At 36.1% G+C, this 19,027-nt stretch carries 17 protein-coding genes; 12 read left to right on the top strand and 5 right to left on the bottom strand.

Features of this window, described 5'->3' with window-relative positions; translation table 11 throughout:
- Nucleotides 1–58: 58 nt before the first annotated feature.
- Entirely contained in the window at nt 59–1,906 is a 1,848-nt protein-coding gene (locus tag BK577_RS04605; protein WP_078431863.1) for an SEC-C metal-binding domain-containing protein, read from the bottom strand.
- A 200-nt stretch (nt 1,907–2,106) separates the two neighbouring features.
- On the opposite strand from BK577_RS04605, the gene BK577_RS04600 reads away from it, so the two are divergent.
- Both BK577_RS04600 and BK577_RS04595 read left to right on the top strand, forming a co-directional pair.
- The gene (locus BK577_RS04600; protein ID WP_078431862.1) at nt 2,107–2,733 is read left to right on the top strand and encodes a 5-bromo-4-chloroindolyl phosphate hydrolysis family protein; all 627 of its coding nucleotides are present in this window, start codon (nt 2,107–2,109) and stop codon (nt 2,731–2,733) included.
- 16 nt (nt 2,734–2,749) lie between these two features.
- The gene (locus BK577_RS04595; protein ID WP_078431861.1) at nt 2,750–3,880 is read left to right on the top strand and encodes a toxic anion resistance protein; all 1,131 of its coding nucleotides are present in this window, start codon (nt 2,750–2,752) and stop codon (nt 3,878–3,880) included.
- Nucleotides 3,881–4,165: 285 nt separating this feature from the next.
- On the opposite strand, the gene BK577_RS04590 is transcribed toward BK577_RS04595, so the two are convergent.
- Nucleotides 4,166–4,732 (bottom strand): hypothetical protein, encoded by a 567-nt coding sequence (locus BK577_RS04590; protein WP_078431860.1) that lies wholly within the window; start codon nt 4,730–4,732, stop codon nt 4,166–4,168.
- Between the two features lie 204 nt (nt 4,733–4,936).
- Complete coding sequence (locus BK577_RS04585; protein ID WP_078431859.1) at nt 4,937–5,365, bottom strand: hypothetical protein; 429 nt, start codon at nt 5,363–5,365, stop codon at nt 4,937–4,939.
- Between the two features lie 126 nt (nt 5,366–5,491).
- On the opposite strand from BK577_RS04585, the gene BK577_RS04580 reads away from it, so the two are divergent.
- Nucleotides 5,492–5,950, top strand: a complete 459-nt coding sequence (locus BK577_RS04580) for a hypothetical protein (RefSeq protein WP_139367264.1) — start codon at nt 5,492–5,494, stop codon at nt 5,948–5,950.
- 40 nt (nt 5,951–5,990) lie between these two features.
- Here BK577_RS04580 and BK577_RS04575 read toward each other — a convergent pair whose 3' ends face one another.
- Together BK577_RS04575 and tagU are read right to left on the bottom strand one after the other, a co-directional pair.
- Nucleotides 5,991–6,248, bottom strand: coding sequence for a hypothetical protein (locus BK577_RS04575; RefSeq protein ID WP_078431857.1), 258 nt, complete (start codon nt 6,246–6,248; stop codon nt 5,991–5,993).
- Between the two features lie 183 nt (nt 6,249–6,431).
- Nucleotides 6,432–7,379, bottom strand: coding sequence for a polyisoprenyl-teichoic acid--peptidoglycan teichoic acid transferase TagU (gene tagU / locus BK577_RS04570; RefSeq protein ID WP_078431856.1), 948 nt, complete (start codon nt 7,377–7,379; stop codon nt 6,432–6,434).
- A gap of 246 nt (nt 7,380–7,625) precedes the next feature.
- Here tagU and BK577_RS04565 point away from each other — a divergent pair, with 246 nt between their 5' ends.
- The 9 genes from BK577_RS04565 to BK577_RS04525 all read left to right on the top strand — a co-directional run bounded on the left by BK577_RS04565 (nt 7,626) and on the right by BK577_RS04525 (nt 18,900).
- Nucleotides 7,626–8,408, top strand: a complete 783-nt coding sequence (locus BK577_RS04565; protein ID WP_078431855.1) for an SGNH/GDSL hydrolase family protein — start codon at nt 7,626–7,628, stop codon at nt 8,406–8,408.
- A gap of 515 nt (nt 8,409–8,923) precedes the next feature.
- A complete protein-coding gene (locus BK577_RS04560; protein WP_281252596.1) occupies nt 8,924–9,586 on the top strand; it encodes a sugar transferase in 663 nt (220 codons plus the stop codon).
- Nucleotides 9,587–9,607: 21 nt separating this feature from the next.
- Nucleotides 9,608–10,516, top strand: a complete 909-nt coding sequence (locus BK577_RS04555; RefSeq protein ID WP_078431853.1) for an NAD-dependent epimerase/dehydratase family protein — start codon at nt 9,608–9,610, stop codon at nt 10,514–10,516.
- A 100-nt stretch (nt 10,517–10,616) separates the two neighbouring features.
- Entirely contained in the window at nt 10,617–11,756 is a 1,140-nt protein-coding gene (locus BK577_RS04550; RefSeq protein ID WP_078431852.1) for a glycosyltransferase, read from the top strand.
- Complete coding sequence (locus tag BK577_RS04545) at nt 11,753–12,841, top strand: glycosyltransferase (RefSeq protein WP_078431851.1); 1,089 nt, start codon at nt 11,753–11,755, stop codon at nt 12,839–12,841. Before BK577_RS04550 ends, BK577_RS04545 begins: the two co-directional genes overlap by 4 nt.
- A 15-nt stretch (nt 12,842–12,856) precedes the next feature.
- A complete protein-coding gene (locus BK577_RS04540) occupies nt 12,857–13,615 on the top strand; it encodes a glycosyltransferase family 2 protein (protein ID WP_078431850.1) in 759 nt (252 codons plus the stop codon).
- Between the two features lie 15 nt (nt 13,616–13,630).
- On the top strand, nt 13,631–14,518 hold the full coding sequence (gene galU / locus BK577_RS04535; protein ID WP_078431849.1) for a UTP--glucose-1-phosphate uridylyltransferase GalU: 888 nt from the start codon (nt 13,631–13,633) through the stop codon (nt 14,516–14,518).
- A gap of 1 nt (nt 14,519) precedes the next feature.
- A complete protein-coding gene (locus BK577_RS04530; RefSeq protein WP_078431848.1) occupies nt 14,520–15,830 on the top strand; it encodes a UDP-glucose dehydrogenase family protein in 1,311 nt (436 codons plus the stop codon).
- Nucleotides 15,831–16,236: 406 nt separating this feature from the next.
- Nucleotides 16,237–18,900, top strand: coding sequence for a hypothetical protein (locus BK577_RS04525; RefSeq protein ID WP_078431847.1), 2,664 nt, complete (start codon nt 16,237–16,239; stop codon nt 18,898–18,900).
- The last annotated feature ends 127 nt before the right edge of the window (nt 18,901–19,027 follow it).

The raw sequence follows: 19,027 nt of genomic DNA, 5'->3' as shown, positions 1-19,027 counted from the left end.
ATCTTCTTTTAAAAAAGGGACTTGCCCCTGATCCCAGGAGAAAGTCCCTTTCAATAAACTATTTCACTTTTTGTCCTTCTACATACTCAATTAATTGTTCCTCAGCATCTTTTGCAATATGACCAACTGCTTTTGCAATCGCTGTTGCTTTTTCTTCTTTCACAAGCCATTTCGTCAGAGCTTTTATTGTGCTAATAAAGTCCTTTACAACGGTTTTGCTCATTGGGTTATAGAGTGAGGGGAGGTCTCTTAAGCATACTTGCATCCAGAAATCCTCGTCACATGCATCCCAGCTGTCAACTGCATGTCCTTCTAGAATTTCTCTTAAATCAAATAAACAGTTTCGATATTTTCGTAATGTGAGGTCTGATTTCCCATCTGTTTTTTCCTTGAAGAACGTAACAAGGTCTTCTGAATAAAAGGTATTTACTGTTGATGGAGTGAATCCTATTAATTCATACACAGGGATATCTTCTTCTTTAACGAGTGTTTTTCCTTCACTTGTCGAGACAATTTCGGTTATGGTTGTGACCCGCTCAGTTCCACCTGTGACAAATGGTGAAAGTGGCAGGCCGAGTTCTTTTCGGACACTGTTGAAATCAGCTGTGATCTCAATTTGCTTGAATTCACGCTGTGCTTGCGTAAATAAATTGTTTTCTCTCTGTTGTAAATATGCTTCAACCACATCTGTTTGTCCTTCATTCACTAAGTCTAGTACAGATTTGTCTCCGAATAGTGGAAGCTTCAAATCTAAATCTAAACGTACATCATGGTTAGCGTAAAGCAGCATATATTGTGGAGCACCCTCCGGTATAGACGCAACTGTGTTTTTCAGCTCAACCGTTTTCGGGACCTCCATTGTTTTCTGTTGCTCATCCTGCAATGTCATGAGACCTGAATGAAAGATTGATTGTAATTCTTCTATCGTATCCTCTTTAAGGGTGATGTATGTTAACGTATTACCCTCAATTGTGAGAGTTCCAATCACATTGCCAATATTGATTGGTTCTGTTAGTGCATTGTCCGTATATTGATACCAAGCATTCACCCAATTACTTACTTTCAGCTGGTTCTCCCATTTGTCGATTAAAAAGTGAGGCTCAGCTTGGAGCAGATCGAACAGTGCTTGCTGATTAAGGATCTGATATCTATTGATATATTGTGTAATTTCACTTTTTTCGGTGATTTCCCGAACCTTTGCCATATTAAAGGCAGCCAACACTTCAGGATAGTAATCCATCATCACTTGTTCGACAGATAGATTCTGTTCTTTTTGAAGCTCTGTTATCACATTTATCGCTTTTTCAATGTTTTCCGGGCCTTGAACGATTCGGACTCCGTTAAAATAGGATAAAGAGTCAAATTGCTCAATCAGAGCGAATGTACTGCTCCAAGGTGCAACCGTGTCTTTAAGGTTTTCCTGCATTTTTGCTAGAGGATATGTTTCGTTTGTCATCATATCCTTGAAAATGACGCTTTTTTCATCATGGTCAACAGCTTGAACCAGCTTTGGAGTCAGAGACTTCCATGTTTGAGCCATCTCAAGTTCATCCTGTGAAAGACGTTTCTCTTGGGTTGAAATAAACCATTCAATCCCACGCAACCCATTTTCATAACGATGGAAAAAGATAAGCCAGAACTCAAAAAATGGATTTTCATTTTTACTAGATAGAGTGTGCTCCGTTCTTCTTTTAAACTCACTAAATAATTTGTATTGCTGACTAGCAGGAAGCTCTTTATAAATGAAATCCTTTATTTTAAGTGTCAGCATATGCTTTTGCTGATAAAAACGCTCTTCCTTTACTTCGTGCAGCTGAATAACACTTGATTTCTTCATACAGCACTTTTTATATTTTTTCCCGCTTCCGCATATACACGGGTCATTACGTCTTGGTTCCACTTTCATCACCTATCATTCTTTTCTAATCCATTCTCTATATTAAACTAAGTTTTTACGATGAGCAAAGTATACAAAATTTGATTTTAGTCAAAAGCTGAAGTATGTTCAAGTAAATAGGCGAAAACTTAATGAAAAATGAAACTTATCACGTGCTTCAATCGTACTATTTAATAAGAAGTGAAAGTTATCTATAGGAGACGATAATGATGAAGCAAGTTGTCCATTTTTTTATACAATCAACAGCTGCAACCATGTCAACGGGAACAATTTGGTTGGTTAGCTTTTTTCCGTTAGATCAAGCGTTTCTTTGGTCAAGTGCATATGCCATAGGGGGAGGGACTGCTGTATTTTTTTCAACAAAGGCGCTCACTCATCAGCATTTCTTAAAGCAAAATCAGCTGTCAAGAAAAGAGTATGCCTATATTAAGAGACATCTAAAAGAAGCGGATCAGAAAATAAAGCGTCTGCGCAAGGCACTTTTTAGCATACGAACGATTTCAACGATAAAACAAAACATAGAGATGTACCGAGTAGTAAATCGAATCTATACCATCACGAAAAAAGAGCCAAAGCGCTTTTATTTAGCAGAATCATTTTATTATTCACATCTGGATTCTCTTGTTGAGCTAAGTGAAAAGTATGCATTTTTAGCTGGCCAGCCTTCGAAAACAAAAGAGCTGTCACAATCATTAACAGAAACACGTCGTACGATTTCACAGCTTTCTGACTCACTTGAACAGGATTTACATGATGTGTTATCGAAGGATATATCTCAGTTGAATTTTGAATTGGATGTTGCAAAGTTAACAATCGATAAAACGGTGAAAAAATAAGAGGAGGCACTAATTTATGAGTCATAATCAACTTGATGATTTGCTATCAAACCCGTTTGGGGAAGAGGAGCTTGTTGTAAATAAAGAACCAGAAGCAGAAAAGCCGGCCAAGCTGCTTGATGTTTTACCAGAGGAAAACCGTAAAAAGGCGATTCAGCTAGCTGAGCAAATTGATCCGAAAAACCAGCAGGCCATCGCACTATACGGAACACAAGCTCAATCAAAACTACTAAGTTTTTCACACTCTATGCTTGATCATGTCCAAAAAAAGGACACCGGTGAAATTGGACAAATCATTGGAGATTTAATGAAAAAGCTGGAACAAGTGAGCCCTGATGCATTAAAGCCTGAAAAACGCGGGCTTATCTCAAAAATGTTTGGGAAAATCTCTAACTCCGTTCAAGAGGTATTAACAAAATACCAAAAAACAGGAGCCCAAATCGATCGAATTAGTGTCAAGCTTGACCATTCCAAAACAGGCCTGCTTCAAGATATCCAAGTACTTGAACAGCTTTACGAGCAAAACAAGGAATACTTCCATGCTTTAAATGTATATATTGCAGCGGGTGAACTGAAGCTTGAAGAATTACAAAACAAGACGATCCCTGAGTTAAAGAAAAAAGCAGAACTCACCCAAGATCAAATGGCCTTTCAGGAGGTTAATGATCTCATGCAATTTGCCGACCGCTTGGAAAAACGGACACATGATCTTGTCCTAAGCAGACAAGTTACCATGCAAAGTGCTCCGCAAATCCGCTTAATTCAAAGCGCAAACCAGGCACTAGTCGAAAAAATTCAATCATCCATCACAACGGCGATTCCCCTTTGGAAAAACCAAGTAGCCATCGCACTCACACTACTTCGACAAAAAGACGCAGTAGAAGCACAAAAACTAGTATCAAAAACAACGAATGATTTACTATTGAAAAACGCGGAAATGTTGAAGGTTAATACGCTGGAAACAGCGAAGGAAAACGAGCGAGGACTTGTCGATGTAGATACATTGAAAAAGGTTCAAGACCACTTGATTTCAACACTAGAAGAAACACTCCGTATTCAAGCAGAAGGACGTGCAAAGCGACTTCAAGCAGAACAGGATTTAGCGCTGATGGAGACGGATTTGAAGAAGAAATTAGCAGGGATGTAGAGGAGAAGGAAAAGCCGTGTGCTTTAGTAGCACACGGCTTTTTTTGTTATTAAAGTTATGTGCACAACATCTAGCTCCGTAGCACAGGATGTGCACGTGCAGACCTGGAGAGGGGGCGAATTTTGTCGGAAAATGTCTAATCGAAAATAAGTTAGTGAAAATCGCAAATAAATTTCTATAATCGAAAATAAGTTACCAGAATCGAAAATATTAAATCAAAAATCGTAAATAAATCTTATTTAATTAGATATTTTAATTAAAAAACCAAGGGAAATACCCAATATTTTATTCCCGAACAAGGGAAAGAGCTTGTTTGAGTATTTCTGATTTCCGTTCTTCTTTTTCTTGTTCATATATTTGTTTAAACTCTTCTGCTTCATCTTCAGGATATCCGTTTTGGGCAAGCTCGGTTATGAGTTTTTGATATAACGTCTGAAATTCTTCTTCTGTATGCTGCTCAATTTTTTGCCCATGAGCAGCATAGCTTTGATAGAGTGTTTTCAGTGAATCATCAGGTTGCTCTTTATTTATGTAGGCTTTGAAATCGTGGAGTGCTTTCTCAACTAAGGTATCAATTTGGCTATTTGTTTTTGATTGAAGTTCTTCAAATTTAGTTTGATAATTAGCCTTGATTTCCTCAATTGAATGGGTTTGATTGGTTACTGCAACATGATCAACCTTTGTTTGATAAAAGACTGTTTTATTCGGGGAGGTTAATTCCTTAGTGATTTCACGTTGCGGACTGTGGATTGTGACATGCTTTTCATTTAAATTTCCGAACGCATATTTACTCCCTAAAAATAAAATAATCAATAAGATAAAGGCAAAAATAGTGACTCTTCTAATATCCATTTTGATCTTCCTCCTCTCTTGCTTAGTTTTGTCCATTTCTTTAGGGTTTAATCAAGAGAGGAGGCTTTTATATGTAACTTGTAAAAAAGTAGTCAAAGTTAGCGAAATTGCACTCTACTTTACTAGGATAGGGACGAGGGACCTGTCCCTATGGACCAACATTGAACTAAAAAAAAGAAGCAACAGCTCAGCTGCTCCTTCTTCTTACACATCCAACTCGTCTTTTTTATTTTTCCCTTTCTTAAACAATGCTTTAACAAGGATGAAAAACACCATAACTCCCGCATACACAAGGAATAGCGCAATATATCCCCACAACCCGACAATCGCATCGGCGAATTCCATATTTCCTCTGCTTGTGATTGCTTGTTGAATTTCGATGGCGAAGACGAGGACGAACATAAACGTTAATGTATATAAAAAAGCAATTAAATGAATACCAAACGGAAACTGTGATAGCCATTTTGAGATCATATAGACAGCGGCGAATGTCACCATTCCGATGAAGCCCATAATCCAAAAATGCATGTCTTTGTCTGTCATCTGTAAGCCTAAAATATCATTGATGATCACAATTAATATATCATGCAAATTGTTCATGATCTCAACAAGAAACAAAATGCCATCCTTCATTTCATCACTCATTTCTACGGAAAATATCTGAACATCTATTATACCAGTTTTTTTACAATCGGTAAGAAGAATATCTGTCCAATTTGGTACATACCTTGTATTACTTAGACAGCGAGGTGTAGCAAAGTGAGGAGACGATCTAGAAATCGAATACCACTGATTATTATGATCATTATAGTTGCGTTATTCCTATTTATATCCGTTCGGTTTTTATTTGATTTAGGTAAAAATGAACCTGAGGATGTTATTTCAACATTTTACCACTATGAGGAAGAAGGTGACTTTGGCAGCGCATGGGAATTGTTTCACCCTGTTATGCAGGAGCGCTTTTCAAAAAATGTTTATGTAACAGAGCGTTCACACATCTACATGAGTCATTACGGTATCACAACATTTGAGTATGAAATCGTCGTGGAAGAAGAGATTCAAAACTGGAAAATGGCAGAGGATAAAGATACGTTCCCAACAGCATATAAAATGATCGTTGAACAACAATTTAAAAGCAAATTTGGGAATTTCACGATCTTACAGGATGTCTATGCCGTACAACATGAGGGTGAATGGAGAATCGTGTGGGAATATTAAAAGGACCAGAGGGACAAGGAACCTGTCCCCTCGGTCCACTTTACATACCATTAAAAATGAAGTACATTCCAACTGCGAATAATAGAATGACAAGAATGACAAGCAGGATGGAAATAACTAGGATGATCCAGCCAGCCACTTTTCTGCCTGTGACGATTAAGTATATACCTAACACGATTGGTCCAAATAAGAAGCCTAAAATTCCCCAAAGCCATGGATTGCGGTTATGCTTTGGAGCATCAATTGCTAAGTATATGGCGATTATAATCGAAATAATAAATCCAAAAGAAAATTCCAAAAATGATCCCTCCCAACAGATGATTTCTATAAAAGAATATGGAATCCTCTTCAAATTATGCCTAATAGATTATATCAAAATCTTATCAACCATTTTTGATGAAATTCCCCATTCTTATGAATTATAACAAAAAATGTCATAAAAAAAGCTAGTCCCTGTAAAATAGGACTAACTTCCTAAAAATCAATTGGTGCTTGCTGTATTTGTGCTGATTTCAAGATGCTCTTTTAGCTGATCTGATAGGGCTAAACGCTTCTCTTCTGGAACGATGTAGTAGTAGATCCCATCGATTTTAGTGCCAGAGCCTTCTACTTGGAACTGCTCAAGATTTTGCGCAGCTGTTTTATAATTAGCTTGAATATCCCACATTTCATCAAATGTCAGGTTTGTTTTTACGTTATCACGGACAACACCGAACATATCGCCGAACTTTGTAATAGATGAGACGTTAGCACCTTTTTTAATAACTGCTTCGATGACTTGACGTTGACGTTCTTGACGACCGAAGTCACCGCGAGGATCGTCATAACGCATTCTTGTGTAGGCGAGTGCTTTTTTGCCATCAAGTTTGGTCATACCTTCAGTGAAGTCATATCCTTCATAAGAGAAATTAAGTGTATTATTTACCTCTACACCGCCAACTGCATCAACAGTATCTTTAAAACTTTCCATATTGATTTTTACGAAATAATCAACAGGAACATCTAAGAAATTTTCTACTGTATTAATAGCCATTTCTGTACCACCAAAGGCATAAGCATGGTTGATTTTGTCCTGCTTCCCTTTTCCGATAATCTCTGTTCTTGTATCACGCGGAATACTCACCATTTGAGTTGTATTCGTATTAGGATTAACAGTCATTAAAATTAATGAGTCAGAACGACCGCTGTCACCTTCACGTTCATCCACACCCATTAACAGAATCGAAATGGGATCTTTTTCTTCAAACACAATTTCTTCTGTACGTTTTTCTGATTTATCCCGATCAAGATCTTCCTGAATGCTGGCCACCGTATCTGAAGCAGATTTATATAAATAAAAAGCATAACCACCCGTACCTAAAACAAGTAGGCCAATAACGCTTAAAGTGATCCAAAGCCACTTATTTTTTTTCTTCTTGCGTTCTCTCATGTTTTATATCATCCTTTTGAATTATTTTCACAATAGCCTATAAAGATTATAGGGCCCTCAGAGTTTTATCACAATCATTTTTTGTAAAAAAATGTTTCCAATTATAAGACGTAATAAATAGTAAAATGTTACATATAAGTTCATAAATTAAGATAGACTTCGTTAATCTTGGAAAATGTTTGTAAGATACCTGTATATATGTATAATTTTAAGTATAATAATGTCGAATGTTGGAGGCTATTTAATTTGAAAAAGATGTTTGTTATTATCATCCTCATTTTATGTGTAACAACTGTGGTTATTGGTAATCTCCATTGGAATCAGAAGATATCTGCTCAAGGAGAAAAAATATCAAGTAGTGATAGAGTTGATGATAAGAAAGAAGTAGTTAAGGAAGATAATCCAGATATTAATCCGAAAATATCAGGTTATACAACTAACTTACCGGAAAATTTACAAAAAAAAGTTAATGAATCAATTTTGAATGAAAAACCAGTGAAATTAGTTATTTATGGTACATCTGAAGTAGAGGGAACATGGTCAGAAAGGTTTCAAAAAGAATTAAAATCTGCATATGGAAATGTATTCGATCTAACTGTTATATCCACAGGAGATAAAACAACTCAAGATTTAGTAAGTGATAACTCTTATAAGGAGCTAGATAAGATAGCACCGGATGTAGTGTTATTTGAAGTACCTATGTTAAAGGATAATGGAAATGTGGGTATAGAAAATACAATAGAGAATGTAAATGAAATTATTTCAAATTGGAAAACTGAGAATAAAGAAGCTGTTTTGATAATTCAACCGCCAAATCCATTATATAATGCTGTCTATTATCCAAATGAGGTTAACCAGCTAAAAGAATATGCTAAAAACAATAGTTTAATTTACTTAGACCACTGGGGGAATTGGCCAGAACTAAATGATGAGAAAATGAAAGACTTTTTAACAACTAATAACTCCGGAAATGAAAAAGGATTTGAGGTTTGGTCAAATTACATAATTGACTATTTTGTGAAAAAATAATAAGTGTATTTTTCATTCTATTAGTTAATAACTGTTATGAACGTATTGAAAAGTTAAATTGAAATATATTTTTCATAAAAATATAATATTTTATTCATTTTTTTATGAATTAAGTAATGTATTATAGAATTAACGGTAAGAAACAAAAAAGTTTGCAGTAATAATATAAATGTGCCACTTCATTTTATTGATGATAACAAATTAAAAGTCAGCCAGGGCATTTCCAAAAATACTTTTGGATGACAAAAAAAGTTTTCGTTAACGGTGAATGAAATTTCCCACGATTACTTACATTAATAAGTAATTGTTGGTTTTATTTCTCGAATTAAGTGTCACAATATACAGTAATTCACTTGTTAGATGGAACGTATTGGCAGTATTTCATAATGTTCTTATTGACCTTTTACGTTTCAAATGATATTTTTTTTATGATGCTTTGTTAACTGAGTGTTTTAAAAAGAGTACCATCTTAGGTTCTCTATTTTTATGATAGCCATGTTTTAGTATTCGAGGTGATAAGGATGGCAATAAATCGAGCAGAATCAACAATATTTCAAACAAATTCATATCAAAGACTGGCTGTAATACCTAAGGAAACAATATACAATCTGTATTTGAAACGTTTTTTTGATCTTCTTTTTGGAACGATTGGATTAATCCTTGCAACCCCTATTGTTTTGTTGACTATGATTATAATTAGACTTGAGTCACCGGGGAATGCACTCTTTTTCCAAGAACGAGTAGGATATAAGGGAAAAAAATTCAATGTCATTAAGCTTAGATCAATGAGAAATGATGCGGAGAAAAATGGAGCTCAGTGGGCTAGCAAGAATGATCCGCGTGTAACCAAAGTCGGGGCTTTTATCCGTAAAACACGTATTGATGAGCTTCCTCAGCTGATTAATGTTATCAAAGGTGATATGAGTTTAATTGGTCCAAGACCTGAACGTCCAGAATTTACTGACGATTTTGAGCGTGATATACCAGGGTTTAAAATGCGTTTACTAGTAAAACCGGGCTTGACTGGATGGGCACAAGTAAACGGTGGATACGATATTTCACCAAAGGAAAAATTAGAATATGATTTAATTTATATAAAAAACATGGGCTTGCTATTAGATCTAAACACTGCATTTAAGACAATAAGAGTTATCTTTACAGGTGAAGGTGCTAGGTAGCTTTGGGGGGAAATCTCTAGTATGAAGGTTCTTGTAACTGGCGGTTGTGGATTTATCGGTTCACATATTGTCGATAAGTTAATGGATGAAAATCATGATGTTTATGTGGTTGATAATCTTGTGACAGGTAATAAAAATAATGTAAATCCAAATGTGCCAATTATGGATTGTGACATAAATAGTGAATTGATGGAAAAAGTAGTCCAGGATTTTCAACCTGAAGCTATCATTCATCAAGCTGCTCAAGTAAGTGTTGCTCATTCAATAAATGATATGTTGTACGATGAATCAGTAAATATACATGGCTCTTTAAAAATTATTGATTTGGCAAAGAAGTATAATGTAAAGAAAATTGTCTTTGCATCATCTGCAGCAGTTTATGGAAATCCGGTTTCACTACCTGTAGAGCTTGATCACCCTACTAATCCTTTATCTCCTTATGGAGTGTCTAAGCTTTCAGTTGAATATTATTTAAAAATGGCAAAGGAAACATTTGATATTGACTATACGATTTTGCGTTATGCAAATGTTTACGGACCTCGCCAAGATGCAAATGGTGAAGGTGGAGTCATTGCCATATTCTCGGATGCGTTGGCTAAAGGCAATTCTCCAACCATTTATGGAGATGGAATGCAAACAAGAGATTTTGTGTATGTAGAAGATGTAGCTGATGCAAATGTCAGAGCGCTGACCATGGGACATAATCAAATATTAAACGTATCTTCTAGTGAGGAAATTACAGTAAACAGCCTTTTTGAAACAATGCAAAAAGTTGCAGGAACAAATATAGCTGTAAATTATGAAGAAGAGCGTAATGGAGATATCCGTAAAAGTGTTCTTTGTAACAAAATTACAAAGGAACAATTAGATTGGGTTCCGAGTACATCCCTATTTGTTGGGCTCCAAAATACAATGAATTATTATAAGTAAAAATATATCTCCCGTCTAAACTGAACCTATCTGAATGATAGGAGTGACGGGAGTTTTTTTCGTAGTAATGGTACGAATTCTAGTGAATTGAGGGAAGAATATGAAGCACATCATCGTGTATTTTCCATATGAATTGCAAGAAAATCCTAAAAGTGGATCAGGTGTAAGACCGAAAAAAATTGTTGAAGCATTTAAAAAATATTGTGAAGAAGAAAATCTTGAGCTTGTGCTTATCTCAGGAACAACAAGTGAAAGGCAAAATAAAATTGAACAATATAAGGCTCGTGATGAATATGACAAAGCACTTTTTTGTTATATGGAAAATAGTACAATGCCTTATTGGTTCACAGATCCTGATCGAAAACCAAGAAACATAAAGATAGACAGTGGATTTTGGAATGTTTTGAAACAAAAAAATATACCAATTAGCTTATTCTATAGAGATGTCTATTGGCAATTTGATGATATGTATGTTCCGCCAAAAGGAATTAAGTTCTTGCGTTATCTCATGAGACAGGTATATAAACAAGAATTAAAAACGTATCAAAAGTATGTCGATGTGCTCTATCTACCATCTCTAGAAATGAATAAATATGTAGGATGGCAAGGTAATGTGAGTGAGCTTCCACCTGGAATGGAGAAGGTGGACATCAGCAGAAAGAATATGAAGCTGGAAAAGCCATATCAAGCTGTTTTTGTCGGAGGGATAAGTGACCAAGTAGGGATGCTTATGCTATTGGAAGCATTTAAAGTATTAAACGAAAATGAACATACCATTAATCTTGAGTTAGTCTGTCGTGAAAATGAGTATAATAATTATGATGCAATGCAAAAGTACGAGCAATATAGTTGGTTAAAGGTGAGTCATTTATCTGGTCAACAATTAGTTGAGGTGTATGACCGTTCACATGTTGCATTAATTCCAAGGGAAAAAAATGCCTATCATGATTTTGCTGTTCCTGTAAAGCTGTTTGAATATCTAGCTTATAATTTGCCTGTTGTGGCTACAGATTGTGATGCCCAAGCACGCCTTTTGACAGAAGAGGGCTTCGGTGTCGTATCAAAAGTCGATGCAGCAGAGTATGGTAAAGCGATTCTGGAACTTCTACAGCCTGATAAGTACATGAAAACAAAGCAGGCGATTGCGATGAAAGCTTGGGAAAACCATAGCTGGTATGCGAGGGTTAGGAAAGTAGCCGACGATATGTTACGTTTAAAAGAAAAGAGGGACAAAGCATGAAAATTGCCGTTCTAGGCCCAGCCAGTAATGTCCATACAAAAAAATTCTTGGATTACTATAATAAGTTAGGCTTTGACATTATTAATATCAGCTTTGACAGTCACAAGGATGATCAAGATCGTTCACATTGGAAAAATGTCAAAACATATTATTTAAATGTAGGGTCTAACAAGTTAACATATTTTTTAACGGTCTCTACTTTAAAGAAGATATTAAAGGAAGAAAAGCCTGATATTCTTCATGCTCATTATGTATCAAGTTATGGTGTAATTGGTGCTTTGGCAAACTACCATCCATATGTTATTTCTGTTTGGGGAATGGATATTTTTGACTTCCCAAAAGAAGGTGCAATCAATACTTATATGGTAAAATATGCATTGAAGTGTGCAGATATGATTGGATCAACAAGTGAAATCATGAAGGTGGAGACTGCCAAGTATACAAACAAAGATATTGAAGTCACACCATTTGGTGTAAACCTGGATGTGTTTAAGCCAAATGATATTAGTGATGAAACAGATAGAACGAACTTTGGGATTGTAAAGACAATGACAGAAAAGTACGGTATTCGTTACCTTTTACAAGGGTATGCTCTTTTTAAAGACCAGGTTGATGAGGAAACCTACAAGAAAACACATCTGACGATTGTTGGTGGTGGACCTTTACTTGAAGATTACAAAAAACTATCACAGGAACTTGCTATTTCAGATCAAACAACATTCACTGGCAAGATTCCGCATGATCAAGTGCCGAATAAAATTAATGAATTCGATGTTTTCTTTGTTCCATCTACATTGGATAGTGAAAGCTTTGGGGTTGCTGCTGTAGAGGCACAGGCATGTGAAGTACCTGTTGTTGTGGCTAATGTCGGGGGTTTGCCTGAGGTTGTGCTGGACAAACAAACAGGTTTTGTCATTCCTACTAAAGATGCGCAAGCAATAGCAGACAAAATGGATTATTTCATTAATCATCCTGAAGAAGGCAAAAAGATGGGGAAGCTTGGACGAGAGCATGTAGCAAAGCATTACCAATGGGAGGAAAACGCAGCTTACATGGTTTCCCTCTACAAAAAGAAATTTTTATAGAAGGAAGGGAAAAGTATGGACAAGCCGTTAGTATCAATCATCACACCTTCTTACAATAGTACAAAGTTTATTCCTGCTACAATCGACTCTGTTCTTTCACAAACATATGAGCATTGGGAGATGCTTATCGTTGATGATTGCTCAAAGGATGAATCAAGAAACGTGATTAGAAAGTATGCAGATGGAGATTCACGAATTAAATTAATTGAGCTAACAGAGAACAGTGGGGCTGCGATTGCACGAAATACAGCTATTAAGGCGGCAAGAGGAAAGTATGTCGCATTTTTAGATAGTGACGATTTATGGGTTCCAACGAAGTTGGAAAAGCAAATAGGTTTCATGGAAGAAAATGAGTATGCCTTTACATATTCAAAATATCAGTTAATGGATGTTGATGGACAGAAGCTTGACCGTGTTATTGATATTCCGGACGAGATTGACTATAACGGATTATTGAGTAACACAATCATTGGGTGTTTAACTGCTGTTGTAAATATTGAAAAAACAGGACCAATAGAAATGCCCAATATTCGAACAAGACAGGACTTTGCTCTATGGCTTTCGATCTTAAAACGAGGCATTAAGGCACATGGTTTACAGGAAGTGTTAGCTTATTATCGGCTGGTACCTGGTTCGATCTCGAGTAACAAAGTAAAAGCGGCTAAGCAAACGTGGAAGGTTTACCGAGATGTAGAAAAACTTAGTCTCATCCGTTCTGTATTTAGCTTCACAGGTTATGCTTGGAATGCAGTGAAAAAAACGTATTTGAAATAGGGGAGGAGAAATACCATGAAAGTACGTAAGGCGATAATCCCTGCAGCAGGGTTAGGAACGAGATTTTTACCAGCAACAAAGGCACAGCCAAAGGAAATGCTGCCAATTGTTGATAAGCCAACAATTCAGTACATTATTGAAGAGGCTGTTGCATCAGGTATTGAAGACATTATGATTGTTAGCGGGCGTGGAAAACGTGCGATCGAGGATCATTTTGATAAATCATATGAGCTGGAGGAAACACTAGCTAAAAAAGGCAAGGATAAGGTTCTTGCTGAAGTACAGGAAATCTCTAATTTGGCTAATATTCACTATATCCGTCAAAAAGAACCAAAAGGCCTTGGGCATGCTATTAATTGTGCAAGCCGCTTTATTGGAAACGAGCCTTTCGCCGTATTATTAGGGGATGATATTGTTAAATCAGATGTTCCGTGTACTAAGCAATTGATTGATATGTATGAAAAATATGAGTGCTCAGTTGTGGGGGTTCAGCCAGTACCTGACGAGGATGTCTCAAAGTATGGTATTATCGCGCCTATGGAGGAGCAAAAAAAGCCGGGAGTCATTACGGTGGATTCATTAGTTGAAAAGCCGGATGTCAAAGATGCGCCATCAAACTATGCAATTATGGGACGTTATATCTTAACTCCTGATATCTTTAGCATTTTGGATGACCTGCCGGCTGGTGCAGGTGGAGAAATTCAATTAACAGATGCATTAAAGATCTTAAATGATGTCCAATCTGTAGTTGCGTACCCATTTAACGGGGTTCGTTACGATGTAGGCGATAAATTCGGGTTTATTAAAGCTTCTGTAGATTTTGCTTTACAGCGTGATGATCTAAAAAATCAAGTCTATGATTATTTAAAAGAAATAGTCAGCAAGGATAATGGAGGTCAATAATATGCAAATTACGGTTGTAGGAACAGGCTATGTCGGTCTTGTCACCGGTGTGTGCCTATCCGATATCGGCCATCATGTCACATGTGTAGATATTGATGAATTAAAGGTACAGCGGATGAAGCAAGGAATTTCACCAATCTTTGAACCAGGCTTGGAAGAGCTTATGATAAAAAACTATGAGGCCGGCCGTTTGAACTTCACAACCAAGCATGCAGAAGCCTTTCAAAACGCACAGGTTGTGTATATTGCAGTCGGAACACCACAAAGAGAAGATGGGACAGCAGATCTGCGCTTCATCGAGCAGGTGGCAAAGGATATTGCCCAAAATCTGCAAGATAATGCTGTTGTTGTGACAAAAAGTACAGTTCCTGTTGGAACGAATGAAAAAGTTAAACAAATCATTCTGGAAAATCTAGTGAAAGATTTAAATGTGGAGGTTGTATCAAACCCTGAATTTCTACGAGAAGGTTCAGCTGTATCTGATACATTTAACGGAGACCGAATTGTCATTGGTGCAGACTCAGAGGCTGCAGCAGCTATAATTGAAGAAGTAAACAAGCCATTTGGTATTCCGATCTACAAAACAGATATTCGAAGTGCAGAAATGATTAAATATGCATCAAATGCATTTCTAGCAACAAAAATCAGCTTTATCAATGAAATTTCCAACCTATGTGAAAAATTAGGAGCAAATGTCAGTGATGTTGCTCAAGGTATGGGAATGGATGATAGAATCGGTAATAAGTTCTTGCAGGCGGGAATTGGATATGGAGGATCATGTTTTCCAAAGGATACAAATGCACTAGTTCAAATTGCAAGCTTTGTGGAACATGAATTCAATTTATTGAAATCAGTTATTCAAGTAAACAATGAACAACAACGTTTACTTGTGAAGAAAGCGAAAGAGCGTTTTGGATCACTTGAAGGGAAAACAGTTGCTTTACTAGGCCTTGCCTTTAAACCAAACACAGATGATATGCGTGAGGCGGCATCTATTACCCTTAGTCATGAATTGGTTAATGAAGGTGCCAAAGTAGTTGGATATGATCCGATTGCGACTGAAAATGCTAAAAAGCTTTTACCTAAGGAAACGGTTTATACGAACTCAGCAAAAGAAGCGATAGAGATGGCTGATATCGTTTTTATCGTAACAGAGTGGAAGGAAATAAAAGAGATTAAACTTGAAGATTATGTGAACATGCTAGACAAGCCAATCATCTTTGATGGGCGTAATTGCTATGATTTGGAAGATGTAGCAAAACACAAGGTAGAATATCACTCAATTGGAAGAAAATCCATTTATAATTTATAAAATATCTAAATAATACCAACCTTATGTCGATAATAATGACGTAAGGTTTTTTTATTGAAATAAAGATCTTTAAAACAGCTATCCGAGCATATTAGTAGTGATTAATATTTTTATGGAATATTAAACTAGTAGTAATTGGCAGAGAAAAATAGTCGAAAGTACTAGAAATCTTCCGTAATATGTTATATTATTGGTAATGTATTCTTCTAATAGAAAGACTTACATATTGAAGGAAAAAATATACTAATTAATAGTTGAAATTTCTCTCAATATATGAAATAATTTCTAAATGTACAGGAGAATATAGCTAGATAGTTTGTAGATTAATAGGAATTTAGTTGCGAAACGAAAATCTCCTATTAATAAAAACAATAATTTTTTCAAACTCGAAAGGGGAACACACACAATGTCTAAAAAGAAAGTTGCTAAACAACTAGGTTTAACAGCTGCAGTTGCTGCATCAGCAGTAGTTGCTGCAAACCCAGCAAGTGCTGCATCAGCTTCACAAGTTGAAACAGCAGTAGTACAAGCAGAAAAGGATGCAATCGCTCTTGGTAAGTTCTACAGAAGTACTAACCTTGAAGTATCTGCTGATTTCTCTGCAGCTTTTAACAAAGCAAAAAAATCAATCGAGAGCGCTAAAGCTCAAGTTGCTACTTTAACTGGTAGCCAAAAATCACTATTATCTGCTCGTGTAGCAGCTGCTGATGCAAACCGCTTAAAAGCTGCTTACTACATCGATGCAGTAAAATTCGTAAAAGGCGATCTAGCTGAAGCTACTGCAGCTCTTGCAGAGCACGTTGAAGCTGGTGAAATCACTGACGAAACTGTAGAAGTTTACAACAACTTATCTGCTACAATCAGAAAAGCAGAAAGAGTAATTGGTAAAGTTTACGGTTCTGAAGTACGTGAAGCATTACAATCTTCTTACTTACTAGATGCTAAATTCGCTCGCGAAGCAGTAATCTATGAAGTATCTCAATATGAATTAATGGGCGAAATCGCTGATCAAGTTGCAGCTGGTGAGCTTGAAAAAGCTGCTGACAACTTCAAAGTTTTAGAGCGTCTTAAAGTCCGCGCTGTTGAAATTAAAGAAGCTGGTAGAGCATTATATCCAGACAGAACTGATGTATACCCAGATCTACCTGCTATTGAATCTCAATTACGTTCAGCTGAAATGACTGTAGTTGCTAGCTATGAAGAAAAAGTAGCTCCTGTAGTTAAATCTGTAAATGCAGTTAATGCAAAAACTATTGAAGTTGAATTCAGTGCTGCTATTGATGCTAAAACATTAACTAATGCTGCTAAAAACGATGTAATCACATTAGTCACTGGTGAAGGTGCTGCTAACGCAGGTACTGTTTCTCAAAAATTAAGTGAAGATGGTAAAACATTAACACTTTCTGCTACTAACTTCTTCAAAGGTGAATATACAGTTAAGGTACCTTTTGAAACTGTTAAAGGTACAAACGGCAAATTCTTAAGCCCGGTAAATGAAAAAGTTACAGTAGCAGATAAAACTGCTCCAGTTGTAACTGAAGCTAAAGCAACTGTTAAGGATACAAAAGATAAAGTTACTTCTATTACTTTAACGTTTGACGAAGATGTTAAGTCAATTGATAATGTTAAAATTGCTGGTGCCAACTATACTCCTGTAGTTAGTGGTAACACTGCAACTGTAGCTGTTAACTTAGATGCTACTAAATCATATGATGTGACAGTAGTAAATGCTGAAGATGCAGCTGGAAATATTAAAGATGTTCAATCGGCTCCATTAACAGTTTCTGTTGATAGCAATGCTCCTTCTGTAACAAGTGTTGAAGCAACTGGTGAAAACACAGTTAAAGTTACTCTTGATAAAGCACTAGCTGGTAACACTTTAGCTATAACTGGAAAAGTTGGAACGTTCAATGCTAATGTTGTAAGCTCAGCAGTTGTTAACCCTAAAAACAATAAAGAGTACACTGTTACATTAAATAGTGCATACCTATTCAAAGGATCTAACTCTGATACAGTAACATTAACAGTTGCAAAAGAAGCTTTAGTTGATACACTAGGTAATAAAAACTCTGCTGCAATTACAAATACTGTTACAGTATCTAAAGACACAGTAGCTCCAGCAGTAGCAAATGTTGAAAACACTGTGAAAGATGGTAAAGTAACTGGATTTACAGTGACATTTACTGAAGAAGTAACTTCTTTAGATTCTTCTAAGGTAGCTGTTGTTAATGCTAAAGGAGAAATTTTATCACTTGGAAATGTAGCAACTGCTAACATCTCTTCAGAAGATGCTAAGAAAGTAGTATTTACATTTGTTAATGGGCTTAAAGCAGACAAATATGGATTTGATTTTGCTGAAGGTTTAGTAGTTGATAAATCACTTGCAAAAAATAAGAGTGCAAAATATTCAACTGAAGTTGAAGTTGTAGATCCTACAAAACCAGTTGAAACAACATTTAATATCGTAAGTGCAGGTGCTACAGACAACGTTGTGACTGTTGACTTCGGTGTGAAAGTTAAAGCAACTGGCACTGGTTCTGCTCTTAATGCAGCAGCATACCAAGTAAATGGTACTACTCTTCCATCTGATACAAAGGTATCGTTTGTGAAAAATAATGATGGATCTGTAGATCAAACTAAAGTAGTAATTGAATTACCAAAAGGATTTGTAACATCTAGTGATACTAAAGCAATCTTCCGTGTAAATGGTGTACAAAGTCTAGAAAACCAAACTTCTAACTCATTTATTTCTGAAATTGCTGTTACTGATAACGCTGCTCCTGTTGCGACATCATTCGTTGCAACTGACCTAACTAAGTTAACAGTAACTTATTCTGAAGCAATTGCTGCAATTGCTAATACAGAATCTATCTCTGATGAAATCCAATTATTCGATAGCAAAGGGGCTTCTGTAGCAATCAACTCATTTGAAGTTTCTCAAGGTAAGCTTGTTCTTACTGTAACTGATGCTTCTACAGTAGCAAAATTAACTACTGTAGCAACAACTGATATCGATGTTACTGATGCTGCATTAAATGCACAAAAAGCTGGAGTAACTATTAATAAATAATAAAATATTACCAACATAACAAACAGAGATAATTTACTTATCTCTGTTTGTTTTATATGCCACTTTTTAAAAATGAATAAGGTTTGTCTTTTTTGCAGAGAGTATAGTCCATATACTCTCTTGTTTT

Origin of the sequence: Metabacillus halosaccharovorans (genome assembly GCF_002019635.1) — a bacterium.
GTDB classification, from domain to species: domain Bacteria; phylum Bacillota; class Bacilli; order Bacillales; family Bacillaceae; genus Metabacillus; species Metabacillus halosaccharovorans.
Note: the sequence above shows the minus strand (reverse complement) of the source record. Positions and strands in the feature narration are given on the sequence as shown.